17 protein-coding genes are annotated in these 21737 nt (G+C 71.1%); 10 read left to right on the forward strand and 7 right to left on the reverse strand.

Going from position 1 to position 21737, the window contains the following annotated elements:
• The first annotated feature begins 82 nt into the window (after nt 1-82).
• Together ACFV9M_RS37285 and ACFV9M_RS37290 are read left to right on the forward strand one after the other, a co-directional pair.
• Nucleotides 83-1120, forward strand: a complete 1038-nt coding sequence (locus tag ACFV9M_RS37285; protein ID WP_385074778.1) for a DEAD/DEAH box helicase — start codon at nt 83-85, stop codon at nt 1118-1120.
• Nucleotides 1117-1764, forward strand: a complete 648-nt coding sequence (locus ACFV9M_RS37290) for a hypothetical protein (RefSeq protein WP_385074776.1) — start codon at nt 1117-1119, stop codon at nt 1762-1764. Before ACFV9M_RS37285 ends, ACFV9M_RS37290 begins: the two co-directional genes overlap by 4 nt.
• 448 nt (nt 1765-2212) lie before the next feature.
• On the opposite strand, the gene ACFV9M_RS37295 is transcribed toward ACFV9M_RS37290, so the two are convergent.
• On the reverse strand, nt 2213-3175 hold the full coding sequence (locus ACFV9M_RS37295) for a YecA family protein (RefSeq protein ID WP_385074773.1): 963 nt from the start codon (nt 3173-3175) through the stop codon (nt 2213-2215).
• A 564-nt stretch (nt 3176-3739) separates the two neighbouring features.
• On the opposite strand from ACFV9M_RS37295, the gene ACFV9M_RS37300 reads away from it, so the two are divergent.
• Both ACFV9M_RS37300 and ACFV9M_RS37305 read left to right on the forward strand, forming a co-directional pair.
• Entirely contained in the window at nt 3740-3949 is a 210-nt protein-coding gene (locus tag ACFV9M_RS37300; RefSeq protein WP_385074771.1) for a hypothetical protein, read from the forward strand.
• Between the two features lie 476 nt (nt 3950-4425).
• The gene (locus tag ACFV9M_RS37305; RefSeq protein ID WP_385074768.1) at nt 4426-5796 is read left to right on the forward strand and encodes a hypothetical protein; all 1371 of its coding nucleotides are present in this window, start codon (nt 4426-4428) and stop codon (nt 5794-5796) included.
• Nucleotides 5797-5905: 109 nt separating this feature from the next.
• Here ACFV9M_RS37305 and ACFV9M_RS37310 read toward each other — a convergent pair whose 3' ends face one another.
• The 5 genes from ACFV9M_RS37310 to ACFV9M_RS37330 all read right to left on the reverse strand — a co-directional run bounded on the left by ACFV9M_RS37310 (nt 5906) and on the right by ACFV9M_RS37330 (nt 11974).
• Entirely contained in the window at nt 5906-6796 is an 891-nt protein-coding gene (locus ACFV9M_RS37310; protein ID WP_385074767.1) for a hypothetical protein, read from the reverse strand.
• 223 nt (nt 6797-7019) lie between these two features.
• Nucleotides 7020-7694: a hypothetical protein gene (locus ACFV9M_RS37315; RefSeq protein ID WP_385074765.1), complete on the reverse strand. Its 675-nt coding sequence runs from the start codon at nt 7692-7694 to the stop codon at nt 7020-7022.
• A gap of 151 nt (nt 7695-7845) precedes the next feature.
• A complete protein-coding gene (locus ACFV9M_RS37320; protein WP_385074762.1) occupies nt 7846-8877 on the reverse strand; it encodes an ATP/GTP-binding protein in 1032 nt (343 codons plus the stop codon).
• Nucleotides 8878-8963: 86 nt separating this feature from the next.
• Nucleotides 8964-11114 carry a Mu transposase C-terminal domain-containing protein gene (locus tag ACFV9M_RS37325; RefSeq protein WP_385074760.1) on the reverse strand — a complete coding sequence of 717 codons (2151 nt, stop codon included), beginning with the start codon at nt 11112-11114 and terminating at the stop codon, nt 8964-8966.
• 56 nt (nt 11115-11170) lie between these two features.
• Nucleotides 11171-11974, reverse strand: coding sequence for a hypothetical protein (locus ACFV9M_RS37330; protein WP_385074757.1), 804 nt, complete (start codon nt 11972-11974; stop codon nt 11171-11173).
• A 383-nt stretch (nt 11975-12357) separates the two neighbouring features.
• On the opposite strand from ACFV9M_RS37330, the gene ACFV9M_RS37335 reads away from it, so the two are divergent.
• Nucleotides 12358-14511, forward strand: coding sequence for a helix-turn-helix domain-containing protein (locus ACFV9M_RS37335; protein ID WP_385074755.1), 2154 nt, complete (start codon nt 12358-12360; stop codon nt 14509-14511).
• A gap of 53 nt (nt 14512-14564) precedes the next feature.
• On the opposite strand, the gene ACFV9M_RS37340 is transcribed toward ACFV9M_RS37335, so the two are convergent.
• Entirely contained in the window at nt 14565-15155 is a 591-nt protein-coding gene (locus ACFV9M_RS37340; protein ID WP_385074752.1) for a hypothetical protein, read from the reverse strand.
• 572 nt (nt 15156-15727) lie between these two features.
• Here ACFV9M_RS37340 and tpg point away from each other — a divergent pair.
• The 5 genes from tpg (at nt 15728) to ACFV9M_RS37365 (ending at nt 21267) form a co-directional block, all read left to right on the forward strand.
• Nucleotides 15728-16297, forward strand: a complete 570-nt coding sequence (gene tpg, locus ACFV9M_RS37345) for a telomere-protecting terminal protein Tpg (RefSeq protein WP_385074749.1) — start codon at nt 15728-15730, stop codon at nt 16295-16297.
• 452 nt (nt 16298-16749) lie between these two features.
• Nucleotides 16750-17745 carry a hypothetical protein gene (locus tag ACFV9M_RS37350; protein ID WP_385074746.1) on the forward strand — a complete coding sequence of 332 codons (996 nt, stop codon included), beginning with the start codon at nt 16750-16752 and terminating at the stop codon, nt 17743-17745.
• A 134-nt stretch (nt 17746-17879) separates the two neighbouring features.
• Nucleotides 17880-18503 carry a DNA-binding protein gene (locus ACFV9M_RS37355; RefSeq protein WP_385074743.1) on the forward strand — a complete coding sequence of 208 codons (624 nt, stop codon included), beginning with the start codon at nt 17880-17882 and terminating at the stop codon, nt 18501-18503.
• Nucleotides 18503-20545: a hypothetical protein gene (locus ACFV9M_RS37360; RefSeq protein WP_385074742.1), complete on the forward strand. Its 2043-nt coding sequence runs from the start codon at nt 18503-18505 to the stop codon at nt 20543-20545. The genes ACFV9M_RS37355 and ACFV9M_RS37360 overlap by 1 nt, the downstream gene beginning before the upstream one ends.
• Complete coding sequence (locus tag ACFV9M_RS37365) at nt 20545-21267, forward strand: helix-turn-helix domain containing protein (RefSeq protein WP_385074739.1); 723 nt, start codon at nt 20545-20547, stop codon at nt 21265-21267. Before ACFV9M_RS37360 ends, ACFV9M_RS37365 begins: the two co-directional genes overlap by 1 nt.
• The last annotated feature ends 470 nt before the right edge of the window (nt 21268-21737 follow it).

A 21737-nucleotide genomic window follows, 5' to 3' on the forward strand; every position in this document is an offset into this window, starting at 1 on the left:
CGACCCGGAACTGCGCCTGACTCCGCAGACAGAGGACCCGAGGCACTGCCCCCGCCGCACAGCCGGCTTCCGCGGAACCCTGGTGCACAAGGAACTGACGGCGATCCGCCGGACCGTGCGCGACGCGGGCTGCCTCATCCTCGCCGACGACCAGGACAAGGCCAAGGCCTACGCGGATGTCATCAAACGGGCCACCAGCTGCGACGCGACCATCGTCATCAGCGAGGACAAGGAGGCCAAGGACAAACTCGAAGCCTTCTCGGCAACCCGCGACCCGTACATCATCGCTGTCCGCATGGTGTCCGAAGGCGTGGACATTCCCCGGCTGCGCGTGCTCGTCTACCTGACCCGCACCAAGACCGAACTCTTCTTCGCTCAAGCCACCGCCCGCGTCGTGCGCATCTCCGATCCACGTGACACCGACCCCGCCGTCATCTTCATGCCGTCCCTGCCGGTGCTGCGGGAACTCGCCCAGGGCATCGAAGACGACGTGGTCCACGAGATCGAGGAACTGGAACAGGAGCACAGCTCCCAAGACGCCTCCACGCCCAGCCCTCCGCCCCCGGCGGAACCCGCTGTCACCAACAGCACCTACCCCTCCCAACTGCCCGAGGGCGGTGATCTGCTGGACTTCAGCAGCATCGCGATCGGCCCCGGAGGTCAGATGTCGCTGCTGCCCTCCACCGTCTCGGTCGACAACGTCGCCCTGCAGCAGACACTGCTGGGCGCCAACGCGCACGAGCCCTACCTGCACTACCAGGCCCAGGACGTCATCGACCGCTACGGCTATCCCCAGACGGCCATCGGCATGCTCCGGCAGATGATCCAGGACGGGCTGATCCGCGACCCGGGCAACCCGCAGCAGGAACCGGGGCCGCCGGACGACACACCGCCGCCAGTCGAGGCGGACTACCGGATCCGAGCCCACCGCCGTAAAGAACTGGAGACCCTCGCACGCCGCATCGCCCGCCAGTTCTTCAACGACGACTTCACGGGCGTCCGAAATCAGATCAACCGTGAAACCGGCGCCTACGCCCAGTACGGAAGCACCGAACAGCTCAAAGCAGGCATCGACTACGCCAAGGAATGGCTGCGCCGTCTCGCGGCAGGTGCACCGTGAACCCCTCCCGCCCCGACACCGCCCGTCAGCTCCGGGCACATGCTGTCCTGATCAACCTGCTCAGCACAGGCCTCGACAATGGCGCCAACGGCCTGTCCAGCGTTCCCGGCCTCCTCAGACAGGTCCTTGAGCGAGGATCCTGGCGGCACTTCATCACCATGCGGGACGAAGAGATCCGCCACGACGACTTCCTCGCGTTCATCACCACTCCGCCGCTCAAAGGACTCGGCGCGACCGAAGACCTGGTCCGTCGTCTGGTCGGCGACGACATCGACCTGCTCAACCTCATCGACCAGCACCTGGCTCGCCCTCCCGGCCGCCCTGCCCTCCCGCACCAGGACGGCGAAACCGGGGGAAACGCGTCTGGCGCGGAAACCGTGTCTAACAGACACAGTTTCCGCCCTGCGGGCACCACCCGCGCCGCAGGCCTGCGAAAACTACGCAAACACGCACCCCACCTGTTGCCCCAGGTCACCTCCGGAGACCTCAGCGTCAACAAGGCCCTCATCAAGGCCGGGCTGAGGGAACAGACCGTGTCCGTCCCGGTCTCCCAGCCGGAAAGGGCCGCAGACGTCCTGAGGCGGCACTTCGCCCCGGAGCAGTTGGCGGCACTGGCGGCACTGCTCACCGTTCCTGAGGACTGAGCAGGAGTCCTGTTCCCAGGGTGCCTGCTCAGCCGGATGCCCCGAACGGTGCTGGGCGTCCTGGTCTCCCGCCTTCGCTCCGCGTCCGGCGCGCACGGATCGTGTCCGTGGTCCGAGCACCCCGGGGCGGGGTTCCTCACGCCCCGGGGTGCTCGGCCACACCTGTATGCAGTCAACCGCCAACAGTCCACAACCCTGGCTGACGGAGGACATCGTGGGCATCCGCACCGCCTCCCGCAGTACGCACCACTCCCGCCGGGTGCACGCCGAGTTCCGTCCGGACCTGAGCGTCCGCACCAGCCGCGGCACCGTGGGGCTGCTGATGCGACGCGTCGGCTTGCCCGGCTGCCGCCGCCGCGCCGAGCATGTGCCCCCATCCGTCACCGACCCGGAAGAGCAAGCTGCGCCCCGCCAAGGGACACGGACCCGTTGCGTCTGCCCGGGGCTGTCAGCTGGCGGGCATTCCGGAGGGATGACAACGGCGAGCCTTGCGGCCAGACCCGCACGGGCAGGGCGCGTTCTTGGAGACACTACGGCCGGGGCCTTCCGGCGGGCGCGGCGCCGGGCGGCGAACCATGCTCTCTCCGCGGGTACGCCAGCGCTGCAGCGGCACGGGAAAGCTGCCGGCGCGCTCAAGCACCCAGGGACCGATGACACCGTAGGCCTCGTCCCGTGAGCCTGCGGAGAACTCACGGATCTCCTGTTCGGTGCCCTTCAGCAGCAGCCCGGCGACAGCGGGATACTGCTTGCCCTCGAAAGCGCCCAGGCCCTGAACTTTGAAGACGTCCTTGGCGAAGGCAGCGCCTGCGGCCAGCGCCGCGCCGGTGACCACGTCCCCCTCGTCTTCGTCGTCAAGCCGGTTGAACAGCCGCACGAGCACGCCTTCCGCATCACTGACGAGCAGGTCCTTCTCGCGCGCCAGGACATCGGTGAACCGTTCCCGGATCTCGTCAGGCGTGCGGTAGGAGAACTCGTCCGCCGGGCCGCGGTGTTCGAAGTGCAGGGTGTAGGTACCGGGCTGCAGCCCCGACTCGTGGGCGGTCACCGCGCTCGTGGACTCGAATCCCACGAACCGCACCACGGGGTGTCGCACCGTTCCCTTGCGGGACTCGTCCCCCAGGCGCGAGTGCGGGGAGAACAGATACGGGCACACCTGCGCCGCATACAGCGCGCACACCTCGTGGACCGGAGCCTCACCGCTGATGACGCCGTTTGGCAACGGCCCCTCCTGGAGCACCGTCTGCCAGCGCAGTTCGTCAGCGAAGGGCAGACCGCACACGGCACACCAGTCGAACGCGGCCAGCGCCAGCTTCCGCCGTTCGTTGATGGAACCGAAATCCACCGCCTGCGTACTGCGCTCGACCGTCGCGATCACCGGATAGCCGCGGCTGTCGACCGCGAGATGCTTCATCCTGCGGGGCAAAGCGATCGTGCCCTGCGGTGTATGCCTCAAATCCAACCCCCTGCAACCGGCCCGATCCACGATCGGCCCCCCATGAACAGGACATCATCATGCACGGTGCTCCGGGAAACGTCACACGAAAGCAGGACGTGCGCACCACAACACAACAGGTATCTCTGGTCTGCCGTTTCGTGCTGCCCCGCTGCCCGGCGCGTGCGACAGCGTCGATAGGGGGAGCCAACACGGCGCATAGTGCTGGTGGTTGACGTGCCGTCATCACGGTGCAGACGCACCGGCCTTGCGAACACAGGCGGCGTCTGTCCTCGAAGAGAGTGCTGTTCCCGGCGCGCGGCGTCGCGTGAATGCTCGATGATCACACGAAGTAGCGAGAATACGGTCACTTCCACTGCTTGTCGTCTCAGCGCTCGTTGACCGTGTCGATACAGACATTCGCCGGAACTGGTCAGCGATGTCAGACACGAGGGGGCAGACATGGGACGGACACAGAAGAACAAGCCGCGCCGTAGACCGCATCGCCCGCGCTTGAGCCGACATACGGCCACAGCCGTAGCGATGGCTGCGGCGCAGGTCGCCTGGACGCCGCTGGAGCAGGCGTACGGCTGGGTGGTCGACTGGGGGCGGTCGCGAGGCACCGCCCATCCCTTGGCTTTCCGCACCTGGTACGTCAGTCGGCTCAGCACGACGTGTCCCTGGCACACCAGCCCCGGGGAAGGCGCCGACGGCGGTGACCTGACCGGCAGGCTGACGACACGTCCGAGCTGACGCCCTGCTGCACGCCCGCAAGGCCACAGGGGACCGTCTGGCGCCCGGCGCCGAACCCGCTGACCGCCTCGCAGCTGTCCTGAATAAGGCACAGCAGGGGACACCGTCCTGCTCGACGACGCCCCGGCGGGATTCCGCAGCTGGCTGATCGCCAAGACCCCCGACCCGGCCCGGGCACGGCTCGAACACGAACTGACCGACATCATCCTCAACCAGGGCCGCTCCGGCCTGACTCGGGAACTGCTCGAACACCTCCCCGAAGGGCTGCCCGCCCTGTAGGCCGGCCCCAGCCGGACAGCGCGGCCTGCCCAGTGTGCTCCTTTCCGCTGCCCACGGCGGGCTGCTCCGCGCGTGCGGACACGACTGGTCGTGCCACCCCCGAAAGGTCGCGGACGGCGAGCCGTGCTCGCACTGCGCCTGCCCGCCCATGCAGCATCTCTGCTCCCTCCCGCCCGCACACCCAACGGAGCCACACCATGAACAGCACTGCACCCGCCCGACCGCTCGCATCACCGCCCGGCGACCCCGTCCCCGCTCCCTTCTCGGCCTGGGATCTCATCAAGGAGTCCTCCCGCACTCCGGCGCACCGCAGCGGCAGATCTGTGGTCTATCACTCCGCCATCCTTGGAACTGAGGTCGCCCGCGCCAGCGTTCTGGCCGTCATCAACCTTCTGGCAGATGGTTGGCTGGAGGCCGAGCAGCGCAGCCTCTCCGTCGAGGCCGTCGGCCCGGACGGCGTCGTCGTCAGCGACGCCCGGCGGCGCTTCCATCTCGCAGAGGGGCCCTGGGGTCACGCTCACCGGCTCTGTGACCAGCCACGGTGCCCTGAAAGGCCCACCCTCTACCGGACCTTGTGCGATGCGCACACGATTGCGGGCGGCGCCGAGACCGTCCGCGCGCAGACCAGCCTGTTCGCCGAGCGCCACCGCCAGGAGCGGGACTGGATGCATCATGTTGAAGGCGACCTCATGACGGATCTCATGCAGGCCGCGGTCGCGGTCGGACTGCCCGCAGTCGTGCACGCCCAGTACTTCGCCGAGCAGCTCCACCTCGCCGACCCCGACGACGTCGACGACTGGTACTACGAAGAGAAAACGCCAGGGATCAACGCTGACCGGGAGCGTCTCCAGCGCGCCGTGGCCCCCAGGCCTCGCACGCAGCCGATCGGTGCGCGACGCGGCGTTCCACGGCGGATCGGCCCTCTCGATCCGCTGCAACTGCCCGGAAACCCGGGAGATTTGAAGCTGGAGTTCTCCTGCGAGCCGGAACGCCTGTCGCCTTGGTGCCAGGAGGACGCCCAGTGGTGGAGCGTGAGCGTGTACCACCGGTCGGCGGATGACGACCCTGAGCCCGCGCTGGGGCAGATCGGCCGGCTGGCGCTGGCGCGGCTGGCCTGGGGGCAGGAGGACTACACCCTGGGGAGCGTGCACGGCGAGCAGTACCATCTCGGCCGCCTGGCCGCAGACGTCTTCGCCGCTTGGGAGAACCCGGACAGCGAGATGCGTCGACTCGGCCTGCAGGGACACAGTGATCTGCTGGTTCTCCTCCATGTCCAACTGGACAAGGCCTGGAGGGGATTCGGGCTCGGCGCGTACCTGGCCGCCCAGGCAGTGGAGTTCCTCGGTGCAGGGTGCCGCCTTGCCGCCGCGGATGTCGACAACGAGGACTCAGTGTGGGGCCGCCTGGTGCAGACTGCAGGATTCCACCTGCCTGACCGTGGCCCAGCGGTCCGTAAGTGTGTGGTCCCGTCCGACGACGAGCATCGCCGTCAACTGGCCCTGCAACTCGCCCAAGTATCCTGGCTCACCCACCCGCAGCGCGGTGTCTCGGCAGAAGACCCCTTCTGATCAGGGCAATTGCCTAAAACGGGGGCCTGCCAGGGTAGGGGACGACCTGGGGCTGGGGCAGTGCGTACCTCCTGCCCCAGCCCCAGGCCCTCCGCGCCGGGGCGATGCGTCAGGGCGAGGGCATGGACGGCGCCCACGCCGCCCCCGGCTTGGGAGCGATGCTTACCCGTCCCCACTGGTGGGGACCCAGCGGGGCCAGGTCGGATGCCGTCGCCGGGCGGTCGCCGCAGGTGACCGTGTAGTGCTCGGTCAGCAACTGCAACAGTGCTTCGGCGTCACGCACGCCCTCCTTGTATCCCCAGAAGTCGCCGTCCTCGCAGTCTTCGTACCCTTCCGGGCCGTCGCTGCGGCACATCTCCTCGTAGTTGATCTCCTGCCGGAACGAGGTCCGCAGCAGGACAACGACCGAGTTGTCCCTCTCGACGCTCACGGCTGCCCGTCCCTCCGGGTCCTGCCAGCCGGCGACGACGGCGCGGGCGGCCTCGGCCAGCCGGCCAGCCTCGAACAGGCCGCGGATCTCGGCTGCTGTGATCCGTCCAGCGGCCTTGCGGATGAGTTCGTCCCCATCGACACCCGCCCGGTGTGCCTGCAGCAGCCGCCAGCGCAGGTCGTCCCGTACGTCGTCGTAGCCGCGCAGGGCTGACGTCAGATACGCCCGGGCTTCCCCCTCGGGGGACGGCGTGCACACGGCAACGACCTTGTCAGCGGTGGCACGAGAGTCTCCTTCCACAAGCCGGACACGCACATCCATCGGACCATCGCGCACCACGCGCGCGAGGTACTGCTCGTCGATGACGATCCCGAGAGCGTCGTCGAGATCGTCCTGGGCGCGTTCTTGGGGAGTGCCCGGAAGCCAGTCGCTGTCGTCCTCGTACACCTGCTCGCTGCGGGGGGCGTACGAGTAGAAGGGATCCAGCACCTCGTCGTAACGCTGCCAGGGGGCGTCCTGGCTGTCGTGATCGCGGAAACGCACTTCCAACCACGTGCGGTACTGCTCCATCAGGCATTCCCTGTTCTGGGGTGGGAGGCGGGGCGCGCCGCCGGTGCGGCGTGCCGCACCGGCGGGCAAAGAGGAAAGAGAGATGAAAGGGACGGGTCCGCCGTCCGGCCCGGGGCTGAGGGGCCGCAGTCCCTCGACGGATCGACGCCGATGGGGGCCTGCGCCGTTCGTCTGCGTGCTGCCGCAACGTGCGAGCGCAGAGCGGGCGGCTGTCCGGGAGCGCTCAGTACTCCTTCAGGAGCGGGGCCCGGCGTAGGAATTCGGTGCGCAGCCCAGTGATGACCTTGTCCGCCTGCTGCTGGGTGGGCAGGGTGACCGGGGTGCGCGGCCAGGGAACCGAAGCCCACTCGTGTTGCGCCGCTGTAAGCCGTTGGGTCGGGTCGGCCACGGCGGCCGGCAGGCTGTGCCATGCCTGGGCGGCGGCTCGCCGGACCGCAGGAGCCAGCCGGTGAAGTTGCAACGGATCGAAGATCAGCAGATGAGGAGCGGCTACGTAGGGTGCAGCTGCGACGACGCCGACGTGTCCCACGTAGTCCATGAAGAACAGGCGGCTGTGGTGGTTGCCCAGTGCCTGCTGCATTTCCTGCCGCCAGGGCTGGGAAAGGACCCACTTGTCCTTGGCTCGCGTCAGTTCGGCGGTGTCGTCAGTGGCGGCCCCGGCACGGAAGGCGGGCAGAAGGCCCCAGTAGTCCTCTTCCGCCGCGCGGGCAGCCTCCTGCATTTTCGACACGAACGTATCGATCATCTCGGCGGGCACGGTGATGACCTTGGGCATCTTGGTGAGGGGACCGGTCCTGATCACGAGGACGCCGGGCGAGGCGCCGATCTCGGTCACGTCCGCTACCACGATGGCGGGGACCAGGCGGGGACGAGCGGCTTTGGCTTTGCGTTTGGCCACGAGGAAGAAGCTCTTTCAGGGGGTGGCGGCAGGAGGGCTCTCGGCGGAGCAGGCGCTTGGCGGCGCGTGTCTGTCGGCGCATGTCGCGATGTCGGCAGCGGCCCGACGGTGACATGGGGTGCAACGAGCGGATGATCTGAGGAGATGCGCGTCAGATCTGCAGAATCGGATCGTCGGCGAAGCGTCCCACCAGCTGGTTGTCGAGGAGTTCCTTGGTGATGGCTTCGGTGCCGGTCTCGATGGCTTCCTGGGCTGCCTGGCAGATCAGGTAGGACAGCGGCTTCATGTAGCCGCCGGTGCGTTCGTGCAGATGCGCGGCGAGGTCGAGGAGGTCGCCGGGGCTGTGCCGGTGCAGGCGCAGGTCCTGGTCGAAGAACTTGATGACCTCGTGCCAGATGTCGTAGTCGTCGGGACTGTAGGGGATCGGGTTGACCGCGAGGGCGGGGATGCCGCCCGCGCCACCTGCTGGTGCCTCGGCCCGTTTGCCGCGGCGGCCGGCGTTGGCGATGTCCCGGGCGCCGGGACCGCAGTAGACGAAGGAGATGCTGAATTCGCTGGAAAGGTAGCCGAAGTAGTCGAAGGCCGTCTTCAGTTCGGAGTTCTCCAGCCGGTCGATGCCGTCGACGAGGACCAGGCGGGTGCCGCGGGTCTTCATGACATGGCAGACGGGGCCGGTCATGTCGGTGCTGCGCTGGCCGCTTTCGGGATCCTTGGTGTGCTGGTGGCCGACGAAGTCGGCGAAGGGGATGGACCAGTCCAGCTTGCTGGCCGGGGACAGTGGCACGTTGATGTGGATGACCGGGATCCGGGTGCGGTCGGCGGGCAGCTGGTCGCTGACGATGCCTTCGAAGGCGCGGCCGATCTGCCGCAGCACGGTCGTCATCCCGGTCTCGCCGGGGCCGTCGACGGCCAGGTGCAGGGGGCCTTCGCTGCGCGAGCCGCTGGCCAGCCACAGCCGCCTGGCAAGGACGACGGCCTTCTTCAACGCGGGTGTTTGCACCGTGCGCATCGTGGCGTGATAGCGCAGCCGCGCATCCCCGGCGTCGACGGGAGTGTCCGCAGGCAGGAGGTCGCCCAGCTCGGGCGGTACGACGATGCGGTGGACGTAGGACTGCCAGCCGGCGCGGACGGTGGGCCGTTCAGGCCGCCCGCCGTCGCCGGCAGCAGGGGGAGAAAGGGTCACGTCGAAGCCTTCTTCGATCGTCAAGGAGCCGCCGGGGCGGACGGGTTCGCACCCGCCCGCGCCGCGCGGAAGGGACGGACGGGGTTCTACGCGCTCTCGCCGTACAGGCTGCTGCCGGACACGTCCTGGCCGGCCGGATCGTGGGCGGCGGAGGGCAGGGACAGACGCCTCGGGTCGACGTCCATGCTGGGCAGGGCCGGAATACTCCCGAAGACGGGGGCGGGGATGCCCGCGTAGGGGTTGGGGCGCGGCGCGGGACCCACCTGCGGGCCGCGCTCCAGGGACGCGGGCGCGGGCTCGGCGGTGCGGGCGGGGCCGCGGCCGGCGCGTTCCAGCAGGGAGCGTACGACGCGGGCGATGGCACGCTCGTCCTTGGCGCTGCCGCCCTCGGCGAGGTGGACGGCGGTGGCCTGGTCCCAGACGTGCTCGCTCCACTCGTCGCCGATCACCCGCTGGTAGATGAAGTCGGCCTCCGCCCAGGTGCCCGTGCGGTGGTCCTGCAGCCACACCTTTTCGGGCTGGTGCGGGTGGTAACGCACCGGCCAGCGCTCTTTCTTGCCCGGCCAGCCGGACGCGGCGCCCCGGTAGCCGTTCAGCGCCCGGCTGTCGTAGGTGCGCTGGTGCAGCCGGATGCCCGCGTCGGTGACGCGCACCCATGCGGTCGGCAGCAGCCGCAGCCGGTCCTCTGCGGTCAGCCGCAGGGGTGCGTAGCCGCTGCTGGCCACGTGCGCGGCGAACATCTGGTTGGGCGTGCGCGGCGCCATGGACGGCAGGAACGGGTTGCGCAGTTCCTGGTGCGGGCGCTGCTGCCAGCCGGTGGCGATCCACTCCTGCAGCAGGTCGTTGAGCTGGTCCAGGCGCCACAGCCGTTCGGATGCGACCTTCTTGCCGCGGTGGGTGAAGTCCCGGCCGGTGTAGCCGGTGAGGAACTGGCTGAAGAGGCTTTTCGCCGATCCGAAGGTCCGCTCGATGATCGCCTTGTGGGTGGGGGAGTGGTAGCAGGCCGGACGTACCGAGATCCCGAGATAGGCGCACGCGTCCATGAAGGCCCGCCCGGCGAACACCTTCCCGTTGTCCATGACGATCATGTCCGGCACGATCACCGGCCGGGCCGCCGCGTCCCGCATGCGCTCATCGGCCTGAACCAGCTGCGCATACGGCAGTCCCGAGCCCTCGGCGCGGGCCCTGCGCGACCAGCCCGGCCGCACCGGCTGCGGCGTGCACATCTGGGCCAGCAGCAGCAGCGCGTCGACGGCCTTGGTCGCGCGGCCGCCGTGCCGGCGGCTGTCGGGACCGGTCTTGGTGCCGCTGGACTTGGGCCGGATGACCGCCGCAAGGATCGACCGGGTGGCGACGTCGATGGCCGCGGTCAGCTCGACGGAGACGGCCCGGCCCGTTTCGTCGAGGGCCAGCACATCGAGCTGAGTGGTGTCGATCTGCACCTGCTCACCCGGCGCGATCGCCATGGCCCGCGTGAACGGCGGCTGCGGGCGGCTGCCGTCGCTTTCCCGCTGCCGGACGGTGTCCTTGCCGCTGCCGCACGCGATCCCCAGACGCTTCAGCAGCCGGTAGAACGTGGCCCGTGACGGCAGCAGCCGCCCGGCCTCCCTCTTCTTGAACTTCTTCACGCAGGCCCTCCTGAGCAGCTCGAACAGCCGTGACTTGGTTCCGGTGGACTTCTTCTTCAGCCGGCCGTACACCTGCCTCAGCAGCCGCACGACCCGCTCGTCGACGCGGCCGCGGCTGCCGGGCGCCCGCAGTCTGCGTTTGTCGACCAGCCCCCACACCCCCTCGGCCAGCCAGGCCAGCCGCTTGCGCTCCACCGTCGCCGCCGACACCTGGTGGTGCGCGGCCTGCAGTTCGGCCGCCTTGAGCGCGTACCGTTCACGCAGCGTCGTGCGCGCCGGGTCGTATCCGGGACGGGGCTCGCAGCCGGGCGCAGCGAAACCGGGCAGACCGGTGTGCACTTCCAGTACGTGGTCCAGCCAGAACTCGGCCTCCTCCCGCGCCTTTGGCGACAGTCCCTCCAGCAGGGCCACACTCGCCAGGCCCTCCCGTGCCGGCACGGCCCGGCCGCCCGTGCTGTCGTCGGGGGAGGCGAGCCGGGCGAAGTCCGGCGCGCCCAGCAGCGCACCGAGCAGGACGACGGCGTCCTCGCCGTCGGCGCCGTGGCTGAGCAGATGCACGCTGCTGCCCTGCAGGGCAGCGACCAGGTAGCTGCTGCCATGCCAGCGCACCGCGTCCCCCACCGCCACAGCGCCCTGCCGTGCAACCGGCACACACGGCGCGGCCATCACGCCACCGCCCGGGATGCCGCAGGCGACCACACCAGCGACCGGGCCGGCACGAACGGCAGGTCCCAGTCGATGCGCAGATCCCGCTTCCAGATCAAGTGATGAGCCTGCGCCAGGGCGGAAAGCTCCGGCAGGCCGGTGGCCGCCACCCCCTCGGTGAGGGGTCTCGGTGCGGCGAACGCGACGTGCAGCAGCCGGGCCGCCTCGGCATCCGCCAGACGCGCATGCCGGTAGCGGGACAGACGCCGCCGGTTCTCCGCCTCCGCCACCGACGTGTCCGCCGGGGTGTGCACCCGTACCTGCCAGCCGGCCTGGTGCCCGGCGGCATCCAGCAGCCGGAGCACCTCTGGCCAGTCGCCGCTCGCCGTGCCGCCCGGCGCGCGCACCACGAGGCGGGCACGCCCGTCGGCCAGCCGCGCGAAGAAGTCCGGCACATGGGCGCCGCCGCCGTCCGCCCAGCTCAACCGCACCGGCCACGCGGTGAAGGCGGCCACCTCGGGATCGAACTCCAGCGCGCGGGCCGCAGCCAGCGCCTCCAACGTCGCGCAGCCGGCATGGCGGGCAGCCCCGGCCGGCCGCCACCAGGTCGCGATCGCCTGCTTGCCCCGGTACTGCACCGGCTTCCACACCGGCTCCCGCTCCTCCAGCGCCTCCCGCAGCAGCTGGCTCACCGGCCGCCGCACCAGCCGCCCGGCCGGGGAATGGAACTCGGCCCACACCACATCCCGCACAGCACACCCCTTTTCACGGATCGCGAAAACATGGACGTCGCCCGTGTGATCGATCCGGGCGGTGTCGAACACGGTGACGGCCCGAGCCTCCGTCAGGGAAGCGAACCGGCTCGAACACGCTCGAACGAGCGAGGCGCGGGAATCCGGCGCGCGCCTCGCTCGATCGTGTGAACGAACCGCCTGTCGCGCCGGCCGGGCCGGTGTGCGGCACGGCGTCGGCCGAGTGGGGCGGGACCGGCAGGGGGCGTGAGGCGACCGCCGACGCGCGCCTCACCCGAACGGGTTCGAATCACGGCACATCGGCGCAGGTCAGATCGTCACATCCGGCGGCAGAACGTTCATGCGGGCCCACGCACCGTGTTCGGGCCCTGGCATGCTCCGCTGCCAAGCGCTCCCGTCGGCAACAGCCCCCGCGCCGCCATCTGCCCCCACCACCCGAGGAGTTGGGACAAGCCGTGTACGAACTCTTTCCCACGGACGCGTTGTTGCCCGCCGCCGCAGCGCGCGACCTGCCCGCCCCCGACGAACGGCGCAGGCTGCGGCGGCAATCCGACCTGTCCCTGCACCAGGTGGCCGACGCCTGCTCGGTCACCGAGACCACCGTCCGGGACTGGGAGAACGGCACCACCACCCCGCGCGGCCACAACGCAGACGTCTACCGAAACCTGCTGGCGGGGCTGCACGCACGGCTCACGCAGACTCCCGCGCCCGCCTATGCGGACACCACCGCACCGGACTGGCCCGCCCTGGGAGCCATCCACCGCGAGATCCCGTCCCAGGCCGGCACCGACCAGCCGTGCCGGCGCTGTCGGCAGCCCACCGGCCAGCGCGTCGGCGGCAAACCCCAGCATCTGGGCACCCGGTGCCCCGCCTCCGCCCACCATCCCGCATCACCGCCGGCGGCCTCCGGACCGCCACAGAGGGTGGCACCGGCCTCCATCCAGCCCGCGGCGGTCTTCCCGCCGGCTGTTCCCGCCGCGCGCCTGGACTATCCCACCGCCGGACGCCGCACCAGCGCGGGCCCCCTCGCCGTGATCGACACCGACGGCGGGCAGGGACTCGCCGCCCGCTATCCCGACGGCCACCGACGCCCAGTTGCCGCCGACAACTGCACCGAGCTGCTGTCCTGGGCCGTCACCGCAGGCCTGGGCACGCCCGCCGTCAAACCTGGGGCCGGGCTGGACGCCGGCCCGCTGCTCGTCCTGACCGAGGCGGCCACCGCCCGCCTGGCCCTGCCGCTCGCCCCGCCCGCTTGGGCACAGCGGCATCCGCGCAGCGACCACCCCCTGCTGCGGCAGCTGCGGGCGATCGGCTGGCAGACCGACACCCACGGACTCGGCCCCTGGTCCACCCTCCACCCCAGCAACCAAGATCCCCACCGCGACGGCATCCACCTGGCCGTCACCGCCTGGGGCGCCCTGTACCGCGACGCGTGGAAGCTGCCGGAGACCCTCGACGCGCCCCAACTGGCCAGCCTGTTGGGCCAGTACACGAGCCTGCTGCGCACCCCGCTGGGCACGCCCGGAGACTGCGGCCACCGGCTGATGAGCGACCTGCGTCCGCCGGCGCGCCGGCACCCCGTCTCCGGGGTCCTGCTGTGCCCGGGCGCACCGGGCGCACTGACCGAGTGCGTCGATCCCGCACCGTGCGAGGCACCGGCCGGCCACCATCTCGCCGTGGGCCGGGCGGCCGCCGACAGCCTCGCCGTCGAAGACCTCAACTGGTGGCGCACCCCCACCCCTGCCGAAGCCGAGTGCGCATACGTGGTCTGCCTGGCCGTCAACCTGCCCTACGTCGCCGACTGCAACAACATCCGTGTCGCCGACGGCCCGGCCTGCGAGGTCGATGAACCTCCTTTCGACCGCAGAACCCCCGGCAGCTGGCTGGTCGCCCTGCCCCCCGTCCGTCCGCAACACCCCCAGCTGCCATCCCCCTTCCCCACCGAAGGCCTGGCCTGGCACCCCACCCCGGCGGTCGCCTACGCCCTGGAGCGCGGCGTCACCATCCGGCCCGTCAAGGGCCGGCTGCGGCGCACCAGCCCGCCCGGGCCCTACCTCAACCCCTGGTACGACCGCTTCCGCAAAGCCCACCTCACCGCGCTGGAACGCCTGGGCATCACCGCCCAGATGACCCCGCAGGCGTTCGAGTCCGCCCTGCACGATCTGCCCCACGGTGATCCGGCAGGCGTGGCCCTGCTGCGCGCCGTGCACGCCTCCGCCGACGGCGGCCTTGCCCGGCTGGCCGCCCAGCCCGCCGACCCCGACCACCACCCCGCCCTGCCCTGGACGAGCCCGCCCGACCCCAGCTGGCGCCCCGACCTGCTGGCCGCAGTGACCGCCAACACCCGCGCCAACGTGCACCGCAAGCTGTGCCAGACCGCCCGCACGGGACACTTCCCGCTGGCCGTCCACGCGGGCCACATCGTCTACGCCACCCGGACACCCAGCATCCTGGAGATCACCGGCGAGGCCGACTGCGGATTCCGGGTCGGCATCTCGCCCGGCCACGTCCGGCCGGTCGCCGTCCGCACCATGGACTGGTTCCTCGAGCACTGCCGCCAGGACCACAACCCCGCCCAGGCGCTGACCGACACCGCCGCCCCATGGTGACGGCACCCGCCCGAACCGGCCGCCCCGCACCGCCCCAACGGCCGCCGCGCTCCTCACGGCAGACTGGTCACCGGCCCGTCCAGCCTCCAGGGCAGGCAGGAGGAGTCCTCCAGCGTCTCGGGCAGCGGCCGGTGCGGCTCCAGCGGCTGCATCTGACCCGAGCGGTAACCCGGCGGCGGAGCCGTCTGCGCCAGCCGGGCCGCCACCGGGGCGGCGACGCGGTGCTGCATCGTCCAGCTCCGCAGCGCCCGGTAGCCGCCGTGCTCCATCTGCTCGGTCATGCCCAGCCGCTCACCGACCCAGGTGATCCAGCGCCGCGACACCCAGCCGGGCGCACCGTTGTCGAAGTCCCGGCCCCAGCACCGCTGCCGCTCGTGCACGGCCATCGCCTCCGCCACCGTGACCGCCTCCGGGTAGACCACCAGCGGCAGGGCCTGCGGCCGGCGCACCAGGCCCAGTGCCCGCTCCCGTCGGGCCCACACCGTGTCCGAGCCCATCTGCCGGCACCGCCACCAAAACCCGGCCACCTGCAGGGCGTCGGCCAGCAGGGCTCGCGCGTAGGGGCCCACCCGCTGCTCCAGCCGCATCCGGCGCCGATGGGCCTCCACCACCTCCTCCAGCCCCGCAAGACTGATGTGCTGCACACGGTCGGCGCCCTGCAGCCACTGCCCGTGGCGCACACACCTGCCAGGACGCGCGCACGGCCAGCCACACCGGCGGCAGCCCGTCGCTGCGGCGGGCTGTGCATCCCGAGCACTCCGCCAGCACCGTCCAGCCCGTGGGCCACGGGCCGACGCGCGCCGGCCGTGCCCGCGAGGAAACCGGCCCCGCGGCGGCGGTGGGCAGGGTCCGGCGCAGGTGCGCCTCGTCGCGGCCGGCCAGCATCGCCAGCAGCCCGATCCCCTGACTGCTCAGCAGCACCTCGTTCGTGCGCGGATCCAGTGCGTGATGTCCCCGGACCCCCAGATCGTCCAGGACACCGGTCGGCAGGATGCCGTTGGCGGCAGCCAGCCGGACGACGAACGAACTCGCCGCCTCTCCCCGCACCGCCGACAAATCCACCGGCTTCGCCACCAGCACACCCACCGTGCCCCGCCCCTCACTTCGCCGTCGGCGCCCCCGCGTGGCTCGGTCCCGCCCCGCCGTCCGGACAACGACCACCACCCGGCCGGGGCAACGCGCCCCCCCCCGAACCCGGCAGGAGGCCTGCCGCACCGTGCCCCACCCCACCATGTCGGTCGCCGAGGCCCTGGACATCGCCGACGCCCGCCACTGGACCAGCCGCCCCCCGGTCCGGCCCCCCGCGCGCGTGCGTCATCTGCTGCGCCACCAGGACGCCGCAGAGCTGGCCCCCCGGCTGTTCGCCTTCCCGGATGCGGTCACCCGGTGGGCCGCAGGAGACACCAGCGGCCTCACCCCCGCCCAGCAGACCCTCATCGAGCGGGAGATCTACCGCGCCTGGCAGCCCGATGTCAGGCGCCGCGCCCACCAGCAGATCCTGCACCACGGCGGCTCCGTCACCGTCCAGCTGCACGCCCGCTTCACCTACACCACCAGTTGCGGCGAGTTCTGCGACCCCCGCCTGCGCTCGCTGATCGAGGACCTGCCCACCGTGCACGCCCGGATGCTCTTCGAGGCCCGCCACCGCAACGCGGACGAGGACGAACTGCGCGGCATCCTGGCCGACGGCATGGGCGAGGCCTACTTCTTCCGCGCCCTGCCCACCGACCAGCAGCAGGCCGCCGTCGCCATCAGCGACCTCCACCTCGTCCAGTTCCACTACTGAGCACCCCTCCCAACAGCGGGGCGCCCGCGCTGATGGCGACATTTGAATCTCCCCACCCCCTGCTCGGGGGTGACCCCACACCTGCTCAGTGGATCTCCCCACGCATCCGGCACCTGACCTGCGGACGGGCGCCACAAGGGAGGGGCCGCCCGATAGCCAGCCAGGTCCAGGGGCGGGGCGGACTGTCCAGGGTGGCCGGAGGCCATCGCGGAGCGACGCCGAAGGCGCCCTTGACCGGCCGGCACGGCCCGCACACTCCACGAGCGGGCGGCCCCGGCCGGAAACACGCTCGCCGCTCGTTGAAGTCCCCCACTCTGTCGAACGGCGGACCGAGTGAGGCGACGAGCGGCCCTGGTCGTTTTCAGAGATCCCCATCAGCGCCAGGCCGCCCGCCGCACACCCCGCCCGGCCCGTGACCCGGGCCGCCCGCCGATGCGAAAGACACCACGCCCATGGCCCTCATCTACGCCTTCCAGGACACCGCCGGACACTGGCACGGCGACCTCGACACCCCCCTCGTCGCAGACCCCGGGCACGGCACCCTCACCTACCTCCCGGTGCCCGGCACTCCCGAGGCGGCCAGCCCCTTCGCGGGGCAGACCCTCAACGTGCTTTTCGCCGTCACCGACCTGGACCCCGGCCCCGTCGCCTACCAGCTCGACAGCGGCGGCACCTTTACGGCCTCCTGGCACGTGCACGCCCTCCTGGCCACGCCCGTCGGCAGCAGCCGCACCGCGCCGAACCCGCCCGACCGCGACAACACCCCCGAGCCGTACCTGGAGCTGGCCGCGACCGACCACGGCCGCCGCTACCTCCTGACCGCCACCCGCCACGACGACGGCCGTCTCGCCGCCACCCTCACCGTCAGCACCCTCGCCGGCGACATCGAAGGAGAACTGTGCGGGGACATCGACACCGCCCACCTCGACGGCCTGGCCCGGCTGCTCGGTGCCGCAGCCCACGCCACCCCGGCACAAGCCACCGCCCCCGCCACAGGCCCGGAACCCCCCGCCCCTGCGGCCCCGCGGCGCGGCGAGCCGTGGACCGACGAAGCCAGCGCCCACCTGGCCGAGAGATACCGTCATGAACGCGACTTCGCCGCACTGGGCCGGGAGTTCGGGCGCAGCCCGCTGGCCATCCACCACCAGCTCGCCCGCCTCGGTCTCACCCTCCGCCCGGCCCCGCCGTTGCCCGCCGCCCGGCCCGCGCCCGTACCGAAGCAGACCCACGGCCCCACCCTCGAGGAACGCCGCAAGACCCACAGCCGCTCCCACGAGGGATGGACGCAGGCAGAGGAGAAGCAGCTCGCCCAGCGCAGCGCCCAGGGCGCCACAGCCGAGGAGATGAGCCGGGAGTTCGGCCGCAGCGAGCGAGCCATCAACAAGCGTCTGAGCGCCATCGGCGCACAGGGCCCTGCCGCCGACAAGGCCCGCACACCGGAGTTCTGACACCGGCCGGCCGGCATCCCCGGACACACCACCCCAGCGACAAGCCTGATCAGATATCTGATCAGGCTTGCATCATGGTGGGGGAGCCGATACCGTTCAGACACGGCAGGCACCCGCATCCCGAGGAGGCAGCAGTGCTGCTGACCACGGGACAGGCAGCCGAGGAACTGGGCTGCGCCGTCACCACCTACCGCCGCCTCATCAACGCGGGCGTCCTGCCCGGCCTGTCCCGCCGAGGCGTCCGCGTCATGACGCCCCTGCCCGTCGTCCAGGCCCTGCAAGAACGTTCCCACGCCCCCCTGCACCGCCTGCACGCCACCGAACTCGCCGTGCTGCGCGTCGACGCGGCACGCCCGGTCGACGACGGCCGGCAGTGGATCGGCTACGCACCTCACCTGGGCCCCGACCGCCTCCTCAACAGCCTGAAAGGCTGGTGGCGGTGCGACGCAGCCAGCATCGCCGCCGCCGGAGTGCTGCCAGTGACCCTGTCCGGGTACGTGGTCGCCGTCCTGACCGGCCTGGACCCCTTCGAACGCAACACGCAAGGCCGCTTCGCCTTCCCCGACGCACGGCTGGCCGGCTACGTCACCGACCTGGCCGCCCCCGCCACCGAACTGACCTCCCGGGTGAAGAGCGACCGCACCCTCGCCGAACTGCTGCTCGCCACCCGTCTGCAATCGCACTCCGGCGGAGCGGTCGCCTACGTCACCACCCACACCACAAGGCCCGCGACCCGCCGGCTGCCCGAGGAACCGTGATGGACGCACAGAGCTACAACACCGGCCTGGCCGAACTGCGCACCCTGCGCGAGAACATCAAGAAGACCGCGGCAGCCCTGGCCAGACTCGAGACGGAACGCTCCAACACCATCACCGCACTCGCCGGCTACAACAAGGCCAAGGCCGACCGGATCGCGCCCGCTGCCGGAATCAGCGTGGCCGAAGTCGTGACCATCGCCCCCCAGCTCGCCCCCGACAGCCTTGCCGCCGCCCCCTCCGCCGTGCCGCACACCGATGCCGGGGCACAGGACCCCGCGCCCGCGGCGCAGACTCCCGCCGCACCGGCGGATGCCAGGCAGGCCCAGGCACCCCTCACCGCGGACGGCGCCCCCCGCACCCTGCCGTCCCTGCCCGACGAGAGCACCGCTGACCGCTGGTTCACCCACACCCCCCGCCTGGTCTCCCAACGCCCGAACTTCCTGCAACGGCCTCGCGCCACCGTCTTCCTGGACGCCACCACCGGCGTGCTGGTCCACCGCGACCACACCACCCGCCTCGATCTCGGCGACCGGTCCGCCGCAGCCCTCCTGACGGCCGTCTTCCACACCGTCCCCGACAGCGTGGAGCGGATCTACATCACCGCCGGCGACCCCTGGCACCACGACGCCGACCGCTACCCCTACCTGCGCGACGCGGTCGCCGCCTGGCTGAACGCCCCCATGCCCGGCTGGCGCACCGACACCGGCCACGGCAAGGACCGCCTGGCAGGGCACTTCGTCCACGCCCGCAACCCGGTCGGCCGCTACCAGCGCGAGGGCGGCGACCACCGCGTCGAAATCCGCTCCGTGGGGGAGTGGTTCGACCTGACGGACGACGACGACCCCGCCATGGTCCGCGACGCCTTCCTGCTCCTGTGGCAGGAACTGCGCCGCCGCTGGCCCGACGCCGTGATCATGGGCTCGCCCTCACAGACCGGCCGTGACCTGTGGACCCGCACCATCCCCCAGCGCGGAAAATACGCCGACGGCTTCCCCGTGCTCTCCGAAGAACTGCGCGGCCTGCTGCACACCACCGCAGGCCAGGGCCGCAACGAACTCCTCACCCCGCCCCACGTGCCCGGGCAGCTGCCTCAACTCGTCGAATACGACCGCACCTTCGCCTACGCCAAACACACCTGGAAGTCCCCCGTCGGCACACCCCGCCGCATCACCAGCCGCACCTTCGCCTCCTGGACCGCGCAGGAACAGACCAACGCCCTCTACGGCTGCGGCCACTGGCACGTACGGGTCACCGTCCCCGACGGCTGGAACCACGTCGGAATCCTGCCCGCCCCCGCCCCCGGAGAGCGCGCCTGGCACTACCCGAGCGCACCGGGCACCACCTTCACCACCTGGGCCGGCGGACCCGAGATCCACACGGCACTCAACAACCCGATCCAGCCCTGGAATATCGAGATCATCGACGGGATCCTCTGGGAAGCGGACAAACCCCTTGCCGACTGGGCCAAGAAACTCAAAGACACCTGGACCAACCTCTCCGCCCAGGCCCACTACCAGGGCGATGAACGCCAGGCCCGCGCCGCCCACCTGGCCTCGCGCGCCGTGCGCGCCATCCTGCTCTACGGCATCGGCGCCTTCGCCCAGCGCCCCCGCATGGTCACCGGCACCACCCCCCGCACCCTCGAGCGCGATGTACCGCCGGACGCGGAAATCATCGGCTTCGACGACGAGCTGATCACCTGGCAGCGGGCCACCGGGTTCGCCCGTGATCCCAACGCCCACCCCGAATGGGCCGCGACCGTCTGGTCCGGCGCCCGTGGCGCCCTGCTGAGCCAGTACCACCGAGACGACGACACCTACGCCGGAGCCCTGCACACACCCCCCGGCACCGTCGTCGCCTTCCGCACCGACGCCCTCTACCTCACCGAGCCCCAGAACTGGCCCCACCACCATCAGCCCGGCGACTACCTCCTGCGCGGCCGCCTCACCGGCCCCCTGGCCGCACCCACCACCGAGGAAGAACTCCTCACCCTGCGGGACACCGGACGAGCCGGCCTCACCTCCGCCGGGCAGGGGACCTGATGCCGCCCCGCGCCCGCCGTGACCGCCCCAGCAGCCAGGGCGAGTTGAACGAAGCCGCCCAACTCGCCGACCGGCTACAGCAGGCCGGCTACACCAAACGCGACATCGCCCGCATCATCGACCGCGACCCGTCCCTGGTCTCGCAGTTCTACACCAGGAACAAGGGCGCCGCCTTCGTCACAGCCCTGCGTGAAGTCCTCACCGCCGTGGAGACCGGCGGTATCACCGACCTGCCCGAACTCGCCGCGATCGCCGCCCGCCACACCATCCGGCGCACCACCGCCTCCGGCGCCCGCGCCCGGGTCCGCGGCAAAGCCCTCCTGATCACTCCCACCGGCTCCGGCACCGGCCGCGTCGGCGCCCAGGCCATCGCCTCCGGCTCCGCCCGCCTGCGCCCCCTGATCGCCGAAGCCGCCCGCCGAGGACTGCGCCTGGCCTTCACCGTCCGCCTGGCCAAGACCGCCTACCTGCACCCCTCCGGCAGCCGCACCGACTCACCCGGCATCCGCCGCGACGTCATCCAGCGCGCCGACCACACCGAGGAACGCTCCTACGGCTCCGCCCAGACCGGCGGCTTCGATGCCGCCGACTTCGCCCGCCGCGTCGACGCCGCCGGAGGCGACGTCACCGCCGCCGTCTACCAATGGCTCGTGGAGACCGGCCGCATTCACCCGGACGTCCACATCCTCCACCTCGAAATCCGCACATGGCGGCCCCGCTGACGGAACCCGTCACGACACACCAGGCGCGGCCCGAACACAACGCCGCGCGGACTGCCCGGTGACGTGCAACGGTGGGTTGAACACCATGGTGCTGTCGTCGGGAGAACGAGTGAGGGCCGCGATCACCGCACTCATGCGGCTGACGGGGGACACAGGCCGATCCCGCTGCGGCGCTGGGAATGCGCCAAGCACAGGTCAGCCGCCGCCAGTCGGACACCGCCGCCTGGCCACTGGACGACTGCAACCGCGTGGCCGCCCACTGCGCCATCGACGCACTTGCTGGCTTTGCATCTGAGTGAGGGAGTCGTTTCGAGGTGACTGTGGGAGTCGCCTTCTGAGCGAGTTTGGGGTGTCGGTTTGTTTTGACGTCACCTGAGACTCTGTTGCTGAATTGCCTGCAGGGGTGCGGGGTGGCCCGGCATGATCGTTGGTGCGGTCGTTCTGTCTGCCCCGGCCGTAGGGGGTTGGTG

Origin of the sequence: Streptomyces sp. NPDC059895 (genome assembly GCF_042731035.1) — a bacterium.
GTDB lineage: Bacteria > Actinomycetota > Actinomycetes > Streptomycetales > Streptomycetaceae > Streptomyces.

Excerpts from the sequence above, each read along its gene's own strand:
- ACFV9M_RS37295 (WP_385074773.1), bottom strand. The coding sequence starts at position 3,175 with ATGAAGCATCTCGCGGTCGACAGCCGCGGCTATCCGGTGATCGCGACG.
- ACFV9M_RS37300 (WP_385074771.1), top strand. The coding sequence starts at position 3,740 with ATGGCTGCGGCGCAGGTCGCCTGGACGCCGCTGGAGCAGGCGTACGGC.
- ACFV9M_RS37305 (WP_385074768.1), top strand. The coding sequence starts at position 4,426 with ATGAACAGCACTGCACCCGCCCGACCGCTCGCATCACCGCCCGGCGAC.
- ACFV9M_RS37310 (WP_385074767.1), bottom strand. The coding sequence starts at position 6,796 with ATGGAGCAGTACCGCACGTGGTTGGAAGTGCGTTTCCGCGATCACGAC.
- ACFV9M_RS37350 (WP_385074746.1), top strand. The coding sequence starts at position 16,750 with ATGGCCCTCATCTACGCCTTCCAGGACACCGCCGGACACTGGCACGGC.
- ACFV9M_RS37360 (WP_385074742.1), top strand. The coding sequence starts at position 18,503 with ATGGACGCACAGAGCTACAACACCGGCCTGGCCGAACTGCGCACCCTG.
- ACFV9M_RS37365 (WP_385074739.1), top strand. The coding sequence starts at position 20,545 with ATGCCGCCCCGCGCCCGCCGTGACCGCCCCAGCAGCCAGGGCGAGTTG.